Source organism: Caballeronia temeraria, assembly GCF_001544795.2.
Classification (GTDB): domain Bacteria; phylum Pseudomonadota; class Gammaproteobacteria; order Burkholderiales; family Burkholderiaceae; genus Caballeronia; species Caballeronia temeraria.
This window is the reverse complement of sequence record NZ_FCOI02000004.1, coordinates 202,824-219,811: the sequence shown is the minus strand read 5'-3', so window position 1 is coordinate 219,811 and position 16,988 is coordinate 202,824. Positions and strand designations below refer to the sequence as shown.

At 62.9% G+C, this 16,988-nt stretch carries 16 protein-coding genes and 1 pseudogene; 14 read left to right on the top strand and 3 right to left on the bottom strand.

Annotated features, from left to right (window positions below):
• Window positions 1–15: 15 nt before the first annotated feature.
• The 7 genes from AWB76_RS08180 (at window position 16) to AWB76_RS08150 (ending at window position 6,370) form a co-directional block, all read left to right on the top strand.
• Window positions 16–711 carry a CBS domain-containing protein gene (locus AWB76_RS08180; protein ID WP_061159626.1) on the top strand — a complete coding sequence of 232 codons (696 nt, stop codon included), beginning with the start codon at window positions 16–18 and terminating at the stop codon, window positions 709–711.
• A gap of 80 nt (window positions 712–791) precedes the next feature.
• A complete protein-coding gene (locus AWB76_RS08175) occupies window positions 792–1,229 on the top strand; it encodes a MarR family winged helix-turn-helix transcriptional regulator (protein ID WP_061159625.1) in 438 nt (145 codons plus the stop codon).
• Between the two features lie 59 nt (window positions 1,230–1,288).
• A complete protein-coding gene (locus AWB76_RS08170) occupies window positions 1,289–2,758 on the top strand; it encodes an efflux transporter outer membrane subunit (protein WP_061159624.1) in 1,470 nt (489 codons plus the stop codon).
• 31 nt (window positions 2,759–2,789) lie between these two features.
• Entirely contained in the window at window positions 2,790–3,983 is a 1,194-nt protein-coding gene (locus tag AWB76_RS08165; protein WP_061159623.1) for an HlyD family secretion protein, read from the top strand.
• 58 nt (window positions 3,984–4,041) lie between these two features.
• Window positions 4,042–5,595 (top strand): DHA2 family efflux MFS transporter permease subunit, encoded by a 1,554-nt coding sequence (locus AWB76_RS08160; RefSeq protein ID WP_061159622.1) that lies wholly within the window; start codon window positions 4,042–4,044, stop codon window positions 5,593–5,595.
• 76 nt (window positions 5,596–5,671) lie between these two features.
• Window positions 5,672–5,983: a superinfection immunity protein gene (locus AWB76_RS08155; protein ID WP_082864392.1), complete on the top strand. Its 312-nt coding sequence runs from the start codon at window positions 5,672–5,674 to the stop codon at window positions 5,981–5,983.
• A gap of 192 nt (window positions 5,984–6,175) precedes the next feature.
• Window positions 6,176–6,370 carry a hypothetical protein gene (locus AWB76_RS08150; protein WP_061159839.1) on the top strand — a complete coding sequence of 65 codons (195 nt, stop codon included), beginning with the start codon at window positions 6,176–6,178 and terminating at the stop codon, window positions 6,368–6,370.
• A gap of 14 nt (window positions 6,371–6,384) precedes the next feature.
• On the opposite strand, the gene AWB76_RS08145 is transcribed toward AWB76_RS08150, so the two are convergent.
• Together AWB76_RS08145 and AWB76_RS08140 are read right to left on the bottom strand one after the other, a co-directional pair.
• Window positions 6,385–8,241: a sulfatase-like hydrolase/transferase gene (locus tag AWB76_RS08145; protein WP_061159620.1), complete on the bottom strand. Its 1,857-nt coding sequence runs from the start codon at window positions 8,239–8,241 to the stop codon at window positions 6,385–6,387.
• A 222-nt stretch (window positions 8,242–8,463) separates the two neighbouring features.
• Window positions 8,464–9,291: a MetQ/NlpA family lipoprotein gene (locus AWB76_RS08140; protein WP_061159619.1), complete on the bottom strand. Its 828-nt coding sequence runs from the start codon at window positions 9,289–9,291 to the stop codon at window positions 8,464–8,466.
• A 214-nt stretch (window positions 9,292–9,505) separates the two neighbouring features.
• On the opposite strand from AWB76_RS08140, the gene AWB76_RS40380 reads away from it, so the two are divergent.
• From AWB76_RS40380 to AWB76_RS08115, 5 genes and pseudogenes are all read left to right on the top strand, one after another.
• Window positions 9,506–10,492 carry a sulfonate ABC transporter substrate-binding protein gene (locus AWB76_RS40380; RefSeq protein WP_096031266.1) on the top strand — a complete coding sequence of 329 codons (987 nt, stop codon included), beginning with the start codon at window positions 9,506–9,508 and terminating at the stop codon, window positions 10,490–10,492.
• A gap of 138 nt (window positions 10,493–10,630) precedes the next feature.
• The gene (gene ssuD, locus AWB76_RS40375; protein ID WP_061159838.1) at window positions 10,631–11,779 is read left to right on the top strand and encodes an FMNH2-dependent alkanesulfonate monooxygenase; all 1,149 of its coding nucleotides are present in this window, start codon (window positions 10,631–10,633) and stop codon (window positions 11,777–11,779) included.
• Complete coding sequence (gene ssuC, locus AWB76_RS08125; protein ID WP_061159617.1) at window positions 11,776–12,558, top strand: aliphatic sulfonate ABC transporter permease SsuC; 783 nt, start codon at window positions 11,776–11,778, stop codon at window positions 12,556–12,558. Before ssuD ends, ssuC begins: the two co-directional genes overlap by 4 nt.
• Window positions 12,555–13,346, top strand: coding sequence for an ATP-binding cassette domain-containing protein (locus AWB76_RS08120; RefSeq protein WP_061159616.1), 792 nt, complete (start codon window positions 12,555–12,557; stop codon window positions 13,344–13,346). The genes ssuC and AWB76_RS08120 overlap by 4 nt, the downstream gene beginning before the upstream one ends.
• A 69-nt stretch (window positions 13,347–13,415) precedes the next feature.
• Window positions 13,416–13,694 (top strand): annotated as a pseudogene (locus AWB76_RS08115) (SDR family NAD(P)-dependent oxidoreductase); the annotation flags it as partial.
• Between the two features lie 28 nt (window positions 13,695–13,722).
• Here the strand turns inward: AWB76_RS08115 and AWB76_RS08110 are convergent.
• A complete protein-coding gene (locus AWB76_RS08110) occupies window positions 13,723–14,196 on the bottom strand; it encodes an Lrp/AsnC family transcriptional regulator (RefSeq protein ID WP_061159615.1) in 474 nt (157 codons plus the stop codon).
• 137 nt (window positions 14,197–14,333) lie between these two features.
• On the opposite strand from AWB76_RS08110, the gene AWB76_RS08105 reads away from it, so the two are divergent.
• Both AWB76_RS08105 and AWB76_RS08100 read left to right on the top strand, forming a co-directional pair.
• Window positions 14,334–15,707, top strand: coding sequence for an amino acid permease (locus AWB76_RS08105; protein WP_061159614.1), 1,374 nt, complete (start codon window positions 14,334–14,336; stop codon window positions 15,705–15,707).
• Between the two features lie 11 nt (window positions 15,708–15,718).
• Entirely contained in the window at window positions 15,719–16,924 is a 1,206-nt protein-coding gene (locus AWB76_RS08100) for an amino acid aminotransferase (protein ID WP_061159613.1), read from the top strand.
• Window positions 16,925–16,988: the final 64 nt, after the last annotated feature.

The window sequence follows — 16,988 nt, the reverse complement described above, 5'->3', positions numbered from 1 at the left end:
CCTCCGGAGTTCACGATGCAAGCACGCGATGTAATGACTTCTCCCGTCGTTTCCGTCACGCCCGAAACGAAGGTGCACGATCTGGCGCGTCTCCTGGTGCAGCATCGCATCAGCGCCGCGCCCGTCGTCGATCAGGAAGGGCGTGTGCTCGGCATGATCAGCGAAGGCGATCTGCTTCATCGCGAGGAAATCGGCACCGAGAAGCGCAACCGCCGCTCGTGGTGGCTCGACATGCTCGGCTCCGATGGCGGCGCCGCCGATTACATCAAGTCGCATGCGCCCACGGTTGGCGAGATCATGAGCCGCGGACCCATCTGCGTGAAGGAGGACACCTCGCTCGCCGATATCGCCGCGGTGCTCGAAAGCCATCACATCAAGCGCGTGCCCGTGTTGCGCGACGACCGTCTCGTCGGCATCGTCAGCCGCTCGAATCTCGTGCAGGCGCTGGCGTCCGTGCTTGCCCTGGAACCCGCGCCCGACGCACTCGCCAGCGACGCCGAAATCCGCGCGATGCTGATGGGCGATCTCACCGGCCGTGGCTGGGCCTTTCCGGGGCGCAATATCGTCGTGCGCGACGGCGTGGTGCATCTGTGGGGAACGGTGTGGTCGAGGGATCAGCTCGACGCGATGCGGATCGCGTCGGAAAGCATTCCGGGCGTGAAGCGGGTGGAAGATCATACGATTCCCTATCCAATCATGCCGGGGTTGTGAGTTCAGAAATCAGACTTGACAAAATCTGACTTTGCAGTAAATGTACGTTCCATGGCAGTTCGCCGCAGTGGAGAACAGGCATGGACCATTACACACCCGAAAGCTTCACCTTGACGCAGAGCGTCGGTTTCGCGGTCAACAAGGCGCGCAATCTTCTGGTCGCGGAAATCGACGCCGCTCTGAAAGACCTCGGCATCACCTCGCAGCAAATGGGCATTCTCCTGTCCATGCGCGACGGCGAGACGCAGACGCCGTTCGAACTGTCGAAACTGCTCGGCATCGACACGGGCCTCATGACGCGCATGCTCGACAAGCTCGAAACTAAAGGGCTGCTGCAGCGCGCGCGCAGTCTGGAGGATCGCCGTGTCGTCAATCTCACGCTGACCCGTGCCGGCGAAAAGATCGCGGACGAGTTGCCGCATATCGCGCCGGTCGTGCTGAACAAGCGTCTGAAGAAGTTCACCAAAAGCGAGTTTCAGGAGTTCCGCCGGCTGCTGAACAAGTTCGTCGAAGACTGAGCGCGCGACGCGAAAGGGTCCGCGCATTCTTTTCGTCCATATATCTGACAGGTCAGAAAATGAAAGAGCAACAAAATCTTCGTACGTCCGGTTTGCGAATCGCGCGAGCGGGCGTCTCGCTGATGTTCGCCGCCGTGCTCTCGGCCTGCGCGAACTACGCCGGCATTCATAGCGACAAGGACATCGCACAGCCGCAAAGCTACGCGACGCAGCAGAGCCTGCCCGCCGACGAAGGCCGCTGGCCCGCCGCCGGCTGGGCCGATCAGTTCGGCGATGCGCAATTGCGCGCGCTGCTCGACGAAGCGCTCGCCGGCAGCCCGACGCTCGAACAGGCGCGTGCGCGCATCGCGGCGGCGTCGGCATACAGCGAAACTGCGAAGGCGGGCACGCTGCCGCGCGCCGACGCGTCCTACTCATACTCGCGCCAACGCTATTCGGAGAACGCGCTCGTGCCGCCGCCGTATGCCGGTTCGTGGCAGTCGGAGAACAAGGGGCTGTTATCGGCGTCCTACGATCTCGATCTGTGGGGCAAGAATCGCGAGGCGCTCAAGTCCGCCGTGTCGCAAGTGCAGGCGAGCCGGGCGGATGCGGAAGCCGTGCGCCTCGCGCTCGACGCATCCATCGCGCGTTCGTACAACCAGCTCGCGCGGCTCTATGCGTTGCGCGACATCGCGCAGAACGAGGTCGACGAGCGCGGGAAGATCGTGCGCATCACCGCGGGCCGCATCGCGAACGGGCTCGATACCGAAGTCGAACGCAAGACCGCCGAGGCCGATTTCGCGTCGAGCCGCGCGACGCTATCCGCGCTCGATGGCCGCATCGTCGTGACGCGCTATCAGATCGCGGCGCTGCTCGGCAAAGGTCCGGACCGTGGCTTGTCGATCGCGCGCCCGCAACTCGGCATCGGCGATGACGTGCGTCTGCCGTCCAATTTGCCCGCCGATCTCGTGAGCCGCCGCCCCGATATCGTCGCGGCGCGCTGGCGTGTGGATGCGATGACGCACGACATCAAGGAAGCGAAGGCGGAGTTCTATCCCGACATCAACCTGAGCGCGTCGCTCGGGCTCGACGCCTTCGGGTTCGGCCGGTTTCTGACGGCGGCGAGCCGCACCATGTCGGCGGGCCCGGCGATCCATCTGCCGATCTTCGATGGCGGCGCGTTGCGCGCGCAACTCAAGGATCGCTATGCGGAGTTCGATTACGCCGTCGCGACCTATGACCAGACACTCGTCAACGCGCTCGCCGACGTCGCCACGACTCTCTCGCAGATCCATTCGACGGATACGCAACTCGTCGATGCGAACGTCGCGCAGGACGCCGCGCACAGCGCGCAGCAACTCGCGCTCACGCAGTATCGCGCGGGCCTCGCGAATCAACTGACCGTGCTGAACGCCGAGACGAATGCGCTCGCGGCCGAACGCGCCGTCGCGAATCTGAAGATGGACCGGCGCGACCAGCAGATCGCGCTCGCGGCCGCGCTGGGCGGCGGCTACACGGACACGTCGGGCGATGCCATCGCCGCACGCTGATCGACATACTCAATCGAACCGGACCACCGAGATGAGCGACACCCTGATCAAAGAACGCGCCGGCACGGATCAAGCGGATTCGGCCGCCGATGCGAAACCTCGCACCAAACGCACGCTGCTGCTTTCGCTGCTCGCGGCGTCGATCGCGATCGGCGGCGCGGGCTGGGGCGGCTATTACTACACGACGGGCCGCTACTTCGAATCGACCGACGACGCCTACGTAAGCGGCAATCTCGTGCAACTGACGCCCGAAGTGAGCGGCACGGTTGTCGCCGTGAACGCCGACGACACGCAGATCGTGCGCCAGGGCGAACCCGTCGTCACGCTCGACGCCGCCGATGCCAAAGTCGCGCTCTCCAACGCTGAAGCGAATCTCGCGCAGACGGTCCGGCAGGTGAGCAGCCTGTACGTCAACAACGCGTATTACGCCGCGACGGTCGCGCAACGCCAGTCCGATCTGACGCGTGCGCAGTCGGATTTGAAGCGCCGCATGGCGATCGCGGAAACCGGCGCGGTGTCCGGCGAGGACATCGCACATGCGCGCGATGCCGTGAGCGCCGCGCAGGCCGCGCTCGACGCGGGACGCCAGCAATCCGAGGCGAATCACGCGCTGACCGACCGTACGTCGATCGAACGGCATCCGAACGTGCACGCCGCCGCCGCGAAGGTGCGCGACGCGTGGCTCGACAATGCGCGCAACACGTTGCCCGCGCCGGTGACGGGTTACGTCGCGCGCCGCTCGGTGCAGGTCGGGCAGCGCGTCGCGCCCGGCGCGCCGCTCATGGCGATCGTGCCGCTCGACGGCGTCTGGGTCGATGCGAACTTCAAGGAAGTGCAGCTCGCGCATATGCGCATCGGCCAGCCGGTCACGCTCACCGCCGATGCATACGGCTCGAAGGTGAAGTACCACGGCCATGTCGAAGGCTTTTCGGCGGGCACGGGCGCGGCGTTCGCGGTGCTGCCCGCGCAGAACGCGACCGGCAACTGGATCAAGGTCGTGCAGCGCCTGCCGGTGCGCATCCGCCTCGATCAGCGCGAACTGGATGCGCATCCGCTGCGCATCGGGCTTTCGATGGATGTCGACGTCGAAACGCGCGATACATCGGGCACGCAACTCGGCGCGGCATCGACGACTTCGTATCGAACCGATGTCTACAGCCACTACGGCGAACAAGCGGATGCGCAGATCGAACGGATCATCGCGGAAAACGTGACGTCGCACTGACGCGATTTTTTGCGTCGATATATCTGACAGATCAGTTATTAACTCATCAGAGGATGCAATGAACCCGGCCACGCAACCCGCACCGCTCTCCGGCGGCAAGCTCGTCCTGGCGACCGTCGCCGTCGCGCTCGCGACCTTCATGAACGTGCTCGATTCGTCGATCGCCAATGTCGCGATTCCGACCATCGCCGGCAATCTCGGCGTGTCGGTCGACGAGGGCACCTGGGTCATCACGCTCTTCGCCGCCGCCAACGCGATCTCGATTCCGCTCACAGGCTGGCTCACGCAGCGTGTCGGTCAGATCAAGCTCTTCGTGTGGGCGATCCTGCTGTTCGTCGTGTCGTCATGGCTGTGCGGCATCGCGCCGAATCTGCCGGTGCTGCTGGCCGCGCGCATCCTGCAAGGCGCGGTCGCCGGGCCGCTGATTCCGATGTCGCAGGCCATTCTGCTCGGCTCCTATCCGAAGGAAAAGAGCTCGACGGCGCTCGCGCTCTGGGCGATGACCGCGACCGTCGGTCCGATCGCGGGACCGGCGCTCGGCGGCTGGATCACCGACAGCTATTCATGGTCGTGGATCTTCTACATCAACATTCCGGTCGGGCTGTTCGCGGCGGGCGTGACATGGGCGATCTATCGCGAACGCGAGACGCCGGTAAAGCGCGTGCCCATCGACAAGGTCGGTCTGATCTCGCTCATCGCGTGGGTCGCCTCGCTACAGATCATGCTCGACAAGGGCAAGGACCTCGACTGGTTTTCATCGCCGGTGATCGTCGCGCTCGGCGTGTTCGCGCTCATCAGCTTCGTGTTCTTTCTGATCTGGGAGCTGACCGAGCAGAATCCGGTGGTCGACATCAAGCTCTTCGCGGGGCGCAATTTTCGGGGCGGGACGGTGGCGATCTCCGTGGCGTATGCGGTGTTCTTCTCGAACCTCGTGCTGTTGCCGCAATGGATGCAGCAATATCTCAACTACCGTTCCGTCGATGCCGGTCTCGTCACCGCACCGCTCGGCATTTTCGCCGTGATTCTCGCGCCGGTGATGGGCAAGCTGATGCCGCGATCCGATGCCCGCGTGCTCGCCACGCTCGCGTTCTTCGGCTTCGCTGCCGTGTTCTTCATGCGCTCGCACTATACGACCGGTGTCGATACCTTCACGCTCGTCGTGCCGACGCTGCTGCAAGGCATTCCGACCGCGCTCTTCTTCGTGCCGCTGACGGCCATCATCCTCTCGGGATTGCCGCCCGCGAAGATTCCCGCTGCGGCCGGTTTGTCGAACTTCGCGCGCGTGTTCGCGGGCGCGGTCGGCACATCGCTCGCAAGCACGGGCTGGAATGACCGCACGATCCTGCATCATGCGCAACTCGTCGAGCAAGCGAGCATCCACAACCCCACGTTCGTCGATGCAATCGGCTCGTTGCAGGGCACGCTCGGCGGCAGCCGTTCGCAGGCGCTGGCGTTTTTCGAACGTTCGTTGACTGCGCAAGCCGCGATGCTCGGCCTCAACGACATCTTCTGGCTGTCGGCGGTGATCTTTATCGCGATCGTTCCGCTCATCTGGCTGACGAAGCCGGGCAAGGGCGCGGGTGCGGGCGCGGCGGGCGCGGGCGGGCACTGAACGGCGGCTTCACCGCGCGCGCCGATACCCTATAAATTGAAAATGTCGCCGGTGTCGAGTCAAAAGGAATGACATGATGCACATACTTCAAAACGTACTGCTGACCGTCGTGGCCATTGCACTCTACTTGCTGCCCGCGATCATCGCCGACCGGAAAAAGCGGCGTTCCGTGCTGCTGCTCGCGCTGTTCAACGTCATGTTCGGTTGGACCATCATCGGCTGGTTCGCCGCACTGTATTGGGCGCTTCATCCGGATAGCGTCAGGACGCTCCAGCGCATCGTGAAGAAGAACCGGTGTGCATCGACGCAAGGCACCATCGATGCAATCGTGTCGCGAGCGCATACGCGCAGCGCTCGCGCGACGGACGACCAGCGCGAGCGCCGATGATCGTCTCCCACTATACGGGACGACCCGGATTGCTTCGTCTGTGCGGCAGGCCCTACTATCGATTCCCGCTGCTATCGCGAACAGAGGTACCCCGGGGTCATGCGTCCTGAAGCGCGCGCTGAATTCATCGTGCGGCTTCGCAAGCCGGCGCAGACCTACATCACTTATTATTCGAACGATCGGGAGACACGTATGCTCAGCGCCCACGAATTTGCGACTCTCATGCTCGTCAAGGATGCGGCCGATCAGATCGTCGACCGGCATGAACTCGATACGCTTCTCGAACGCCAACTGGTTGCAATGGAGCAACTCGTGAGCGGCGCACGGCTGCCGCGCATCACCGAGGATGGCGATCTGCTGCTGCGCGCCGTGCGGCGCATGCATTGAAACGCGCATGTGCGTCAGATGTCCCCGATCTTGAACGGCAATTCGACGTTGCCTCCGCTGTTGATCAACTGCACATACTCGAGATAGCGCGCCTGCGCGGCGTTTTGCGGCGCGACGAGATTGCCCGGCAAAGGCGCCTGCAATTCGTTCGGCAGAATGTCGGAGATCAGTTGCCGATACAGCGCTTGCGCCGCCGGAGATCGATAGCGGTTGTCCACTTCGAGCCTGCCCGCTTCGGTCGAGTAATCGTAGTACTCCAGGTCGCTCGAACCGGTGATCGTCGTCGTCGACGGCGCCCAGTTCGAATACGTGCCGAGCTTGCCCGCATCGGTTCTCACACCGATGACGTGCGTCGCGGACTGATTGAAGTTCAATACGTCGGGAACGGTTTCATCGGTCGAGAAGACGACATACGGGCGGCCGGGCGCCGTCGAACGCTTCAGCATCGGCACGAGGTCGTGACGGTTCCCGTATAACTGCGCATAGTCGCCCGTCATCCAGTTTCGTCGTCCTCCATTGGCGATGGTCGCGAGCATTGGCAGAATATCGACGGACGATGTCAGACCGTCGCGCACGGTGGCGATATCGCCGGTGTACTGACCGGTCGGATCGACCACGATGAGGGGGACGTTGAACGCCTCTTCATAACACGTGCCGGTCTTGCCCGAGATCAGACCGTGCGCGCCCGCATAGTCGCCGTGATCCGATGTCAGAACGATGATCGTTTTCTTCGCGACGGCGGGCGGCAGCGAGTCGACGACGGCGCCTATCTTCGCATCCACGATCGACATGATCTGCGTATAGGAATCGAGGCCGCGTTTCCAGTAATGAAACGGCGCTTTGGCGATGCCTCGGGTCACGGACGGGGGCGGAAGATTCGGGTTCGTCGGATACGCGCTGATCTCGAAGCCCGCGTCGCGATCATCCTGCACGCCGCCCCACACCGCTTCCTGAATCGTGCGGTTGAACGTTTGCATGGGCGGCTTGTTCGATGCGAGCTGCGAGCCGGATTCCCAGTTCGGCGCGGTCGATGGATAAGCGAGCGGCGGCGGATCGCGCAGTGGATTCGATTCCCAGTCGTAAGTGGGCGGTCCAGCGGTGTAATCGATCCATTGCGTATAACCGTTCGGGTTATAGCGACTCGAATTGAACAATGCAGTGAAGCGCTTGAATTCCGTGCCGGCAGGAAAGAACTCCTTGTCATGCGGATTGACGAAGCCGACCGTCAGACACCACGGCGAGTCGCTTGGTCTGCGCCGTTGCAGCCATTGCGTGGCCTGATCAGCGATATTCGCGTCGTTCAGATAGCCGTCGCCGGGATCGCCTACCGTGCCTTGCAGATTGCTGCCCGTTGGATCGGGATACGTCATGCCGTCGAAGCCATAGAGCGACAGCGGGCGCGGCCCCTGATGCACGATCGAGAGATGCCATTTGCCGATATATGGCGTCGAATAGCCGAGCGACTTCAGGATCTTGCCGTAGGTCGGGAAATGGCGGTTCAGCACCGGTTGAATCGACAACTGCGTGTCGGGCGAATCGAGAATGGTCGTCAGCAGCCAGTTCTGCTGCGTATAGAGGCCCGTGACGAGCGTCGCGCGCGCCGGGCTGCACGCCGAGGCGGCGGTGTAGTGCCCGGAGAACTTGACGCCCTTTCGCCAAAGATCGAACGTCTTGGGCATATAGGCTTTCAGGAAGCCGGAAACATCGGTGATGCCCTGCGGAAACACGCACGGGAAGCGCATCTCGTCGAGCAGAATGAAGAGGATATTGGGCTTGTCGTTCGAGGCATTGCCGCTTTGAGCGGCGACGTTCGTCGTCGCGATAGCCGCACCGACCGCCGATGTCCTTTTGATGAAATCGCGTCTGTCCATGAGTAGGCATCCTAAGTAATGAATTTGTATTGATCGGATCAAATCGACCGGCACGATCGCTCGCGTGAGGACCGTGCCGAAGCCAGATCAAGGATAGGCGAAACCGTAGGGATGGAACGGCGGAATTCGTTTCACCGCATGTCGCCGATGCATCGGTGACATGCGGTGATCCGCACGAAGGTGCGGTTTCTGTCGGGTAGCGCGCGGCGAGCTATGCGCGCGTCATCGTTGCGGCGCGCCGTCCCATGCGGGCAGCGTCGCGCCGTGATACACGCTCAGAATCGAAGAAGCCACATTGGCCTGCTGATAACTCTCGACGAGTGCTTTGACCCACGGCGCCTGCGCATCCTTCGCATTGACCGCGATGAAGTTGCGATACGGATTGCTCTGCACCTTCTCCTGCGCGATGCGTTCCTTGCCGATATCGATGCCCGCCTTGATGGCCCAGTCGGTATTGACGACGGCCGCATCGAGATCGCCGATCGCACGGCCGACGATACCCGCATCCAGTTCCTTAATCTGCACGTGCTTCGGATTGCTCGCGATATCGCGCGCAGTCGGCAACAGGCCGACGTGATCGCGCAGCTTGATCACGCCATTGGCTTGCAACAGAAGCAGCGCGCGGCCTTCGTTGCTCGGATCGTTCGGCACGCCGATCGCCGCGTTTTGCGGCAACGCATCTAAGGCTTTCCATTTGCGCGAATACAGACCGATCGGCTGCACATACGTGTAGCCCACGGGCACGATGTCGTAGTGGCGCGCCTGAATCTGTGCATCGAGATAAGGCTTGTGCTGGAACGAGTTGGCGTCGAGATCGTGCTGCGCGAGCGCTTCGTTCGGCTGCGTGTAATCGGAGAAGGTCGTGACCTTCACCGTGATGCCGTGCTTCGCCGCATTAGCGGCCACGGCGCGCCAAACATCTTCGTCTTCGCCCGACATGATGCCGACGCGCACCGTCTGATTCGCTGCGAACGACGGCTGTGCGCTCACGACGCCGCACGCGAGCAGAAGCGAGAACAGAGTGGCTTTGAATGGATGTTTGATCTTCATGAATGCGCACGCATGCTGTTTGAGGAAGCGTGATGCTAGAGGCGCGGCGCGCGAGCGGCAAATAATATCCGGCGCTATCGATATGCGGAATGAAGAAGGATCGCCGCGCGAACTATCGATAGCACGATTTCTCGTTTAGCCCGCGGAACGTGCGTTGTTAGCATCGGCAGTATTGGCATCGGTAAGGATGTCTTCGCTCAACGAGGAAACACGTATGTCCGACCGCAAGAACACGCCCTTCATCCCTGCGCGCCGTCGCACGCTCTTCACGCTCGCCGCGCTCGGTGCGGGGCTGTCCGGCGGGCTCGCCACGCGCATCGCGCAGGCCGCCGATGCACCGAAGACCTTGCGCATCGGCTATCAGAAGTACGGCAACTTCGTCGTGCTCAAGGCGCGCGGATCGCTCGACAAACGCCTTGCCGCACAAGGCATCGCCGTGCAATGGCTCGAATTTCCCGCCGGGCCGCAACTGCTCGAAGGCCTCAATGCGGGCGCGGTCGATATCGGCACGGTCGGCGAAACGCCGCCGATCTTCGCGCAGGCAGCGGGCGTCGATTTCGTGTATATCGGCCACGAACCGCCTGCGCCGCACGCCGAGGCGATCGTCGTGCCGAAGGACTCGAACGTCCGTTCAGTCGCGGAATTGCGCGGCAAGAAAGTGGCGCTGAACAAGGGATCGAATGTGCATTACCTGCTCGTCGAGGCGCTCAAAAAATCGAACCTCGCCTGGGCCGATATTCAGCCGGTCTATCTCGCGCCCGCCGATGCGCGCGCCGCTTTCGTGCAAGGCAGCATCGATGCATGGGCGATCTGGGACCCGTATCTGGCTGCCGTCGAAAAGCAGGCGAACGCGCGTCAACTCACGGATGCGAACGGCATCGTGCGCAACGTGCAGTATTACCTCGCGACGCGCAAGATCGCGACGGCGCAGCCGCAACTGGTGCACGCGGTGCTCGAAGAACTCGATCAGGTCGATCGCTGGGCGCGCGACAACGTGCCTGCGGTGGCCGCGCAATTGTCTCCGCTCGTCGGCCTCGATACGGGCATCATCGAAACCGCGCTCAGGCGCTCGTCGTACGGCGTGCAGTCGATCGAGCCGGCCACGCTCGCGTATCAGCAGCAGATCGCCGATACCTTCACCAATCTCAAGCTGATTCCGAAGAAACTCGACGTGACCGAGGCGCGCTGGAACGTCGCGTAAAGCGAAGCCCCGGCGTTAGCACGATCACGCACATCCTTAGCGCGAATCGATGGTTTGGCTGCGCGCGACGCGTCGTTAGACTCGTACGAGCGCCGGCGCATCTCCGCGCGGCAAGCACTCATCCGACACACGATCAACATGAATGTTTTCTGGTTCATTCCGACTCACGGCGACAGCCGTTATCTCGGCACGTCGCAAGGCGCGCGCGCCGCGAATTACGATTACTTTCGACAGATCGCCGTCGCCGCCGATACGCTCGGCTATGAAGGCGTCCTTCTGCCCACGGGCCGTTCCTGCGAGGACGCGTGGGTCGTCGCGTCGAGCCTGATTCCCGCGACGAAGCGCCTCAAGTTTCTCGTCGCGATCCGCCCCGGCCTGAGCTCGCCGGGATTGTCGGCGCGCATGGCATCGACTTTCGACCGGCTTTCAAATGGTCGTCTGCTCATCAACGTCGTGACGGGCGGCGATCCGAACGAGCTTGCCGGCGACGGCATCTTCCACGACCACGATACGCGCTACGAAATCACCGACGAATTCCTCACGATCTGGCGCGGCCTGCTTGAACAGTCGCACGAGAACGGCAGCTTCGATTTCGACGGCAGACATCTGCAATCGCAGGGCGGCAAGGTGCTGTATCCGCCGGTGCAGAAGAAGCATCCGCCGCTGTGGTTCGGCGGCTCGTCGGCGGCGGCGCACGATATCGCGGCGAAGCATATCGACACGTATCTGACGTGGGGCGAGCCGCCCGAAGACGTCGAAAAGAAACTGACGGATATCCGCCGTCGCGCGGAGGCGGAAGGGCGCAAGATCAAATTCGGCATTCGCCTGCATGTGATCGTGCGCGAAACCGAGCAGGAAGCATGGGCGGACGCAGAGAAGCTCATCAGCAAGCTCGACGATGAAACCATTCGCCGCGCGCAAGCGTCATTCGCGAAGATGGATTCCGAAGGTCAGCGGCGCATGGCTGCGCTGCACGGCGGCAGACGCGACAAGCTCGAGGTGTATCCGCATCTGTGGGCGGGCGTCGGGCTGGTGCGCGGCGGTGCGGGCACGGCGCTCGTCGGCAATCCGGAGCAGGTCGCCGGACTGATGAAGCAGTATGCGGAGCTGGGCGTCGAGACGTTCATTCTTTCGGGTTATCCGCATCTGGAAGAGTCGTATCGCTTTGCCGAGCTGGTGTTTCCGCTCCTGCCGCGTCAGCAGCGCGAGCAGGCGAACGGGCCACTGTCCGGGCCGTTCGGGGAAGTCATCGGCACGGCGGAACTGCCGCGTGCATCGGCATCATGAAGCTGCAATCCATTGCCCGTCGCGCGCTGCCCTGGCTCGTGCCGGTGCTGATCCTGATCGCATGGGAAAGCGCCGCGCGCACGGGCGGGCTGTCATCGCGCGTGTTGCCCGAGCCGCTCGCGGTGGTGAAGGCGGCGTGGTCGCTGATCGAATCCGGCGAACTGTGGGCCAACGTCAAGGTCAGCGCGGGCCGCGCGCTCGCGGGCTTCGCGATGGGCGGCGGCGTCGGCTTCGCGCTCGGTCTCGCGACGGGTCTCTTCAAACCGGCCGAGGTCGCGCTCGATTCGACCGTGCAGATGATCCGCAACATCCCCGCACTCGCGATGATTCCGCTCCTGATCCTCTGGTTCGGCATCGGTGAAGAAGCGAAGCTGGTGCTCGTGGCGCTGGGCGTGTTCTTTCCGGTCTACGTCAACACGTATCACGGCATCCGCTCGGTCGATTGCGATCTGATCGAAATGGCGAAAAGCTATGGCTTGTCCGGTTTCGCGCTGTATCGGCATGTGATTCTGCCGGGCGCGTTGCCGTCGATACTCGTCGGCGTGCGCTTCGCATTCGGGTTGATGTGGGTGATGCTGATCGTCGCCGAGACCATCTCCGCGCAATCGGGCATCGGCTATATGACGATGAACGCGCGCGAGTTCCTGCAAACCGATGTCGTGGTCGTCGGCATCCTGCTCTATGCGCTGCTCGGCAAACTCGCCGACATGGCCGCGCGCGCCATCGAACGCACCACATTGCGCTGGCACCCGGCATATCAAACGAAGACGCAATCATGAATCTGATCGATATCGACACGCTGGCGCCCGCGTTCAGGCGCGTTGAAACGCCGGTGCGCGCGCCTTCTATCGGGCGCGATGTCGCCGTGTCGCTGCGCGGCGTGGACAAGCGCTTCGGCGAGCGCACGGTGCTGGACCGGCTGGACTTCGCGATCGAGCGAGGCAGCTTCGTGTCGATCGTCGGACGAAGCGGCTGCGGCAAATCGACCTTGCTGCGGCTCATCGCCGGTCTCGATCAGCCGACGGGCGGCGTCGTGCAGCGCCACGCGGCAGCGCGATCGGATGAACTGCAGGTGCGCATCATGTTTCAGGACGCGCGCCTGCTGCCGTGGAAGCGCGTGCTCGACAACGTGATGATCGGGCTGCCGCGCGACAAACGCGACGAAGCCCGCGCGACGCTCGTGGAAGTGGGTCTCGCCGAGCGCGAGAAGGATTGGCCGTCGCGTCTGTCGGGCGGGCAGCGTCAGCGTGTGGCGCTCGCGCGTGCGCTCGTGCATCGGCCGGATCTGCTTTTGCTCGATGAACCGCTCGGCGCGCTCGATGCGTTGACGCGCATCGAGATGCAGGGCTTGATCGAGCGCTTGTGGCGCGAGCACAAGCTGACCGCGCTGCTCGTCACGCACGATGTGCAGGAAGCGGTGTCGCTTGGCGATCGCATCGTGCTGATCGATGCGGGGCGCATCACGCTCGATACGGCGGTGTCGTTACAAAGGCCGCGCACGCGTACCGCGCCGGGCTTCGCGGAACTCGAAGAGCACGTTCTGTCGCGCGTGCTTCAGCGCGTCTGACCGTTCGGCTTTCCGCACGGCCCGTGCGGATTGAAGTGGATTATCGACCAGCGCCGTCCTCGCTATCCAAAAGGCGCGGTCGAGGTGCTGACGAAATACATGGCGAAGGAGCTGGCGCCGCGCAGGATCGCCGTCAACGTGGTCGCGCCGGGCGCGATACAGACGGACTTCAGCGGCGGCATCGTCCGCGACAATCCGGAGCTGAACAAGCGCATCGCGGATATGACCGCGCTCGGGCGCGCGGGCTTGCCCGATGATATCGGTCCGATGATCGCGTCGTTGCTGTCTGAGGATAATCGCTGGGTCAATGCGCAACGCATCGAAGTGTCGGGCGGTATGGCGATCTAAGCCCGCATTACGCGAGCGCGGCCCGCACTTACGCTTCGAGCGGCACCGCGCTCACACACTTCAACTCATCCAGACACACGCTCGACTTCACACCGCTCACGCCGGGAATGCGCATCAGCGTATCGAGCAGAAACTCCGACAAGCCTTTGAGATCCCGCGCGATCACCTTCAGCATGTAATCGATATCGCCGGTCACGGCGAAGCATTCCTGAATCTCCGCGAGCTTGCCGACGACGCCCTTGAACTTCGCGAGGTCGCGCACGTGGCCGCGCTCCATCGTCACCTGAATGAAGGCCACCACGCCGAAGCCGAGCGCCTGCGCATCGAGCCGCGTCTCGTAGCCCTTGATCACGCCGAGCTCCTCCAGCCGCCGATGCCGCCGCAGCGTTTGCGCCGGCGACAGATTGATCGCCTCCGCCAGCTCGAGGTTGGAGATGCGTCCACGCGACTGCAGAATCCCGAGCAAACGCAGGTCGATACGATCGATCTCGATGGTCTGCAATTTTATTTCTCCAATGCGTCAGTCGATGAAATCGAAACGCACAAACTAGGGTTTGTCTGCGCGCGTTAGGAAATCATATTGTGCCGTAACAAATTTACACTGATTCCCCTAAATCGAGCACACAAGGAGAGAGACACGTGACACATGAGGGACACGGCACGCTCAAACGCGGCCTGAAGAACCGTCACATTCAACTCATCGCGCTCGGCGGCGCGATCGGGACCGGGCTTTTTCTCGGCATCGCCCAGACGATCAAATCGGCGGGGCCGTCGGTGCTGCTCGGCTATGCGATCGCGGGCATCGTCGCCTTTTTCATCATGCGGCAACTGGGCGAGATGGTCGTCGACGAGCCGGTCGCCGGTTCATTCAGCCACTTCGCGGACAAGTATTGCGGCCAATACGCGGGCTTCCTGTCGGGCTGGAATTACTGGGTGCTCTACATCCTCGTGTCGATGGCCGAGCTGTCCGCCGTCGGCATCTACGTGCAGTACTGGTGGCCGGGCATTCCGACTTGGGTGTCCGCGCTCGTGTGCTTCTGCATCATCAACGCGATCAATCTTACGAGCGTGAAATCGTATGGCGAGCTCGAGTTCTGGTTCGCGATCGTGAAGGTGGTCGCGATCGTCGGCATGATCGGCTTCGGCGGCTGGCTGCTTTTCTCGGGCAACGCCGGACCGGAAGCGAGCGTGACGAATCTCTGGCGTCATGGCGGCTTCTTTCCGAACGGCGTCTCGGGTCTCGTCATGGCGATGGCCGTCATCATGTTCTCGTTCGGCGGGCTGGAGCTCGTCGGCATTACGGCAGCCGAAGCGGACGATCCTTCGCACACCATTCCGCGCGCGACCAATCAGGTGATCTATCGCATTCTGATTTTCTACGTGGGCGCGCTCGGCGTGCTGCTTTCGCTGTATCCGTGGACGAAGGTCGTGACCGGCGGCAGCCCGTTCGTGCTGATCTTCCACGCGATGAACAGCAACTTCGTCGCGCACGTGCTCAATGCGGTCGTGCTTACCGCGGCGCTCTCGGTCTATAACAGCGGCGTGTATTGCAACAGCCGCATGCTCTACGGTCTCGCGCAGCAGGGCAATGCGCCGCGCGCGCTTCTCAAGGTGAACAAGCGCGGCATTCCGCTTATGGCGCTCGGCGTTTCGGCGCTCGCGACGGCCGCATGCGTGCTCATCAACTATCTGATGCCGGGCAAGGCGTTCGAATTGCTGATGGGGCTCGTCGTGTCGGCGCTCATCATCAATTGGGCGATGATCAGCCTCATCCATCTGCAATTCCGCCGCGTGAAAGCGCGGGCCGGCGAGACGACCGTGTTCAAGAGCCTCGGCTATCCGCTCACCAACTATCTGTGCCTCGCGTTCCTCGCCGGCATTCTCGTGGTGATGTGCCTGATTCCCGATCTGCGCATCTCGGTCTATCTGATTCCCGTGTGGCTCGCGGTGCTCGGCGTGGGTTATGCCATTCGCAACCGTCGGCGCGCGAATGCGGCGTTGTCGCGTGTCTGAAGGAGACAGTCATGTTCGAACACATCGATGCCTATCCCGGCGATCCGATCCTCTCGCTGAACGAAGACTTCGCGAAGGACCCGCGCGCGAACAAGGTCAATCTGAGCATCGGCATCTACTACGACGATGAGGGCCGTCTGCCCGTCATGCGCGCCGTGCGCGAAGCCGAAGCGCAGTTGCTCGAAGCGCCCGCAGCGAAACCGTATTTGCCGATGGCGGGCCTCGCGGCATATCGCGATGCCGTGCAGTCGCTCGTATTCGGCGACGATGCGCCCGCCCGCAAAGAAGGCCGCATCGCGACCGTGCAGACGCTCGGCGGCTCCGGCGCGTTGAAGGTCGGCGCGGACTTCATCAAGCGCTATTTCCCCGGCTCGCAGGTGTGGGTGAGCGATCCGACGTGGGACAACCATCGCTTCATCTTCGAGCGCGCGGGATTTACGGTCGGCACGTATCCGTATTACGACGAAGCCACCGGCGGCCTGCAGTTCGACGCGATGCTTTCGGCGATCCGCGATCTGCCCGCGAAGAGCGTCGTGCTGCTGCACGCGTGCTGCCACAACCCGACGGGCGTCGATCTCGACGAGGCGCAATGGATCAGGCTGATCGATGTGATCGAGCAACGCGATCTGCTGCCGTTCATCGACATGGCGTATCAGGGCTTCGGCGCGGGCCTCGATGCCGATGCGTTCGCGATTCGCGAGCTGGCTCGCCGCAACGTGCCGGCGTTCGTCGCCAATTCGTTCTCGAAGAACTTCTCGCTCTATGGCGAGCGATGCGGCGCGCTCTCGGTGATCTGCGAATCGGCGCAGACGGCCGTGCGCGTGCTCGGTCAACTGACGAGCGCCGTGCGGGCGAACTACAGCAACCCGCCGACGCACGGCGCGACCATCGTCGCCCGCGTGCTGACGACGCCCGCACTGCGCCGATCGTGGGAAGAAGAGCTTGCATCGATGTGCACGCGCATCGCATGCATGCGCGGCGCGATCCACGAACGTCTTCGCGGCAACGTGCCCGACGCGATGCTCGCACGATACCTCGAGCAACGCGGCATGTTCACCTACACGGGTCTTTTCGCCGCGCAGGTCGATGCGATGCGCGAACGCCACGGCGTCTACCTGATCCGCTCGGGCCGCATGTGCGTCGCGGCGCTGAACGAGCGCAACGTCGAAGCGACCGCGAGCGCCATCGGCGACGTGCTGTCGAACGCATTCGCCTAGCCGCTCATTTTCGCCTCATTGTGCGCGGGCAGACTGCATCCATCGCTGATGAAAGAGGGATGCA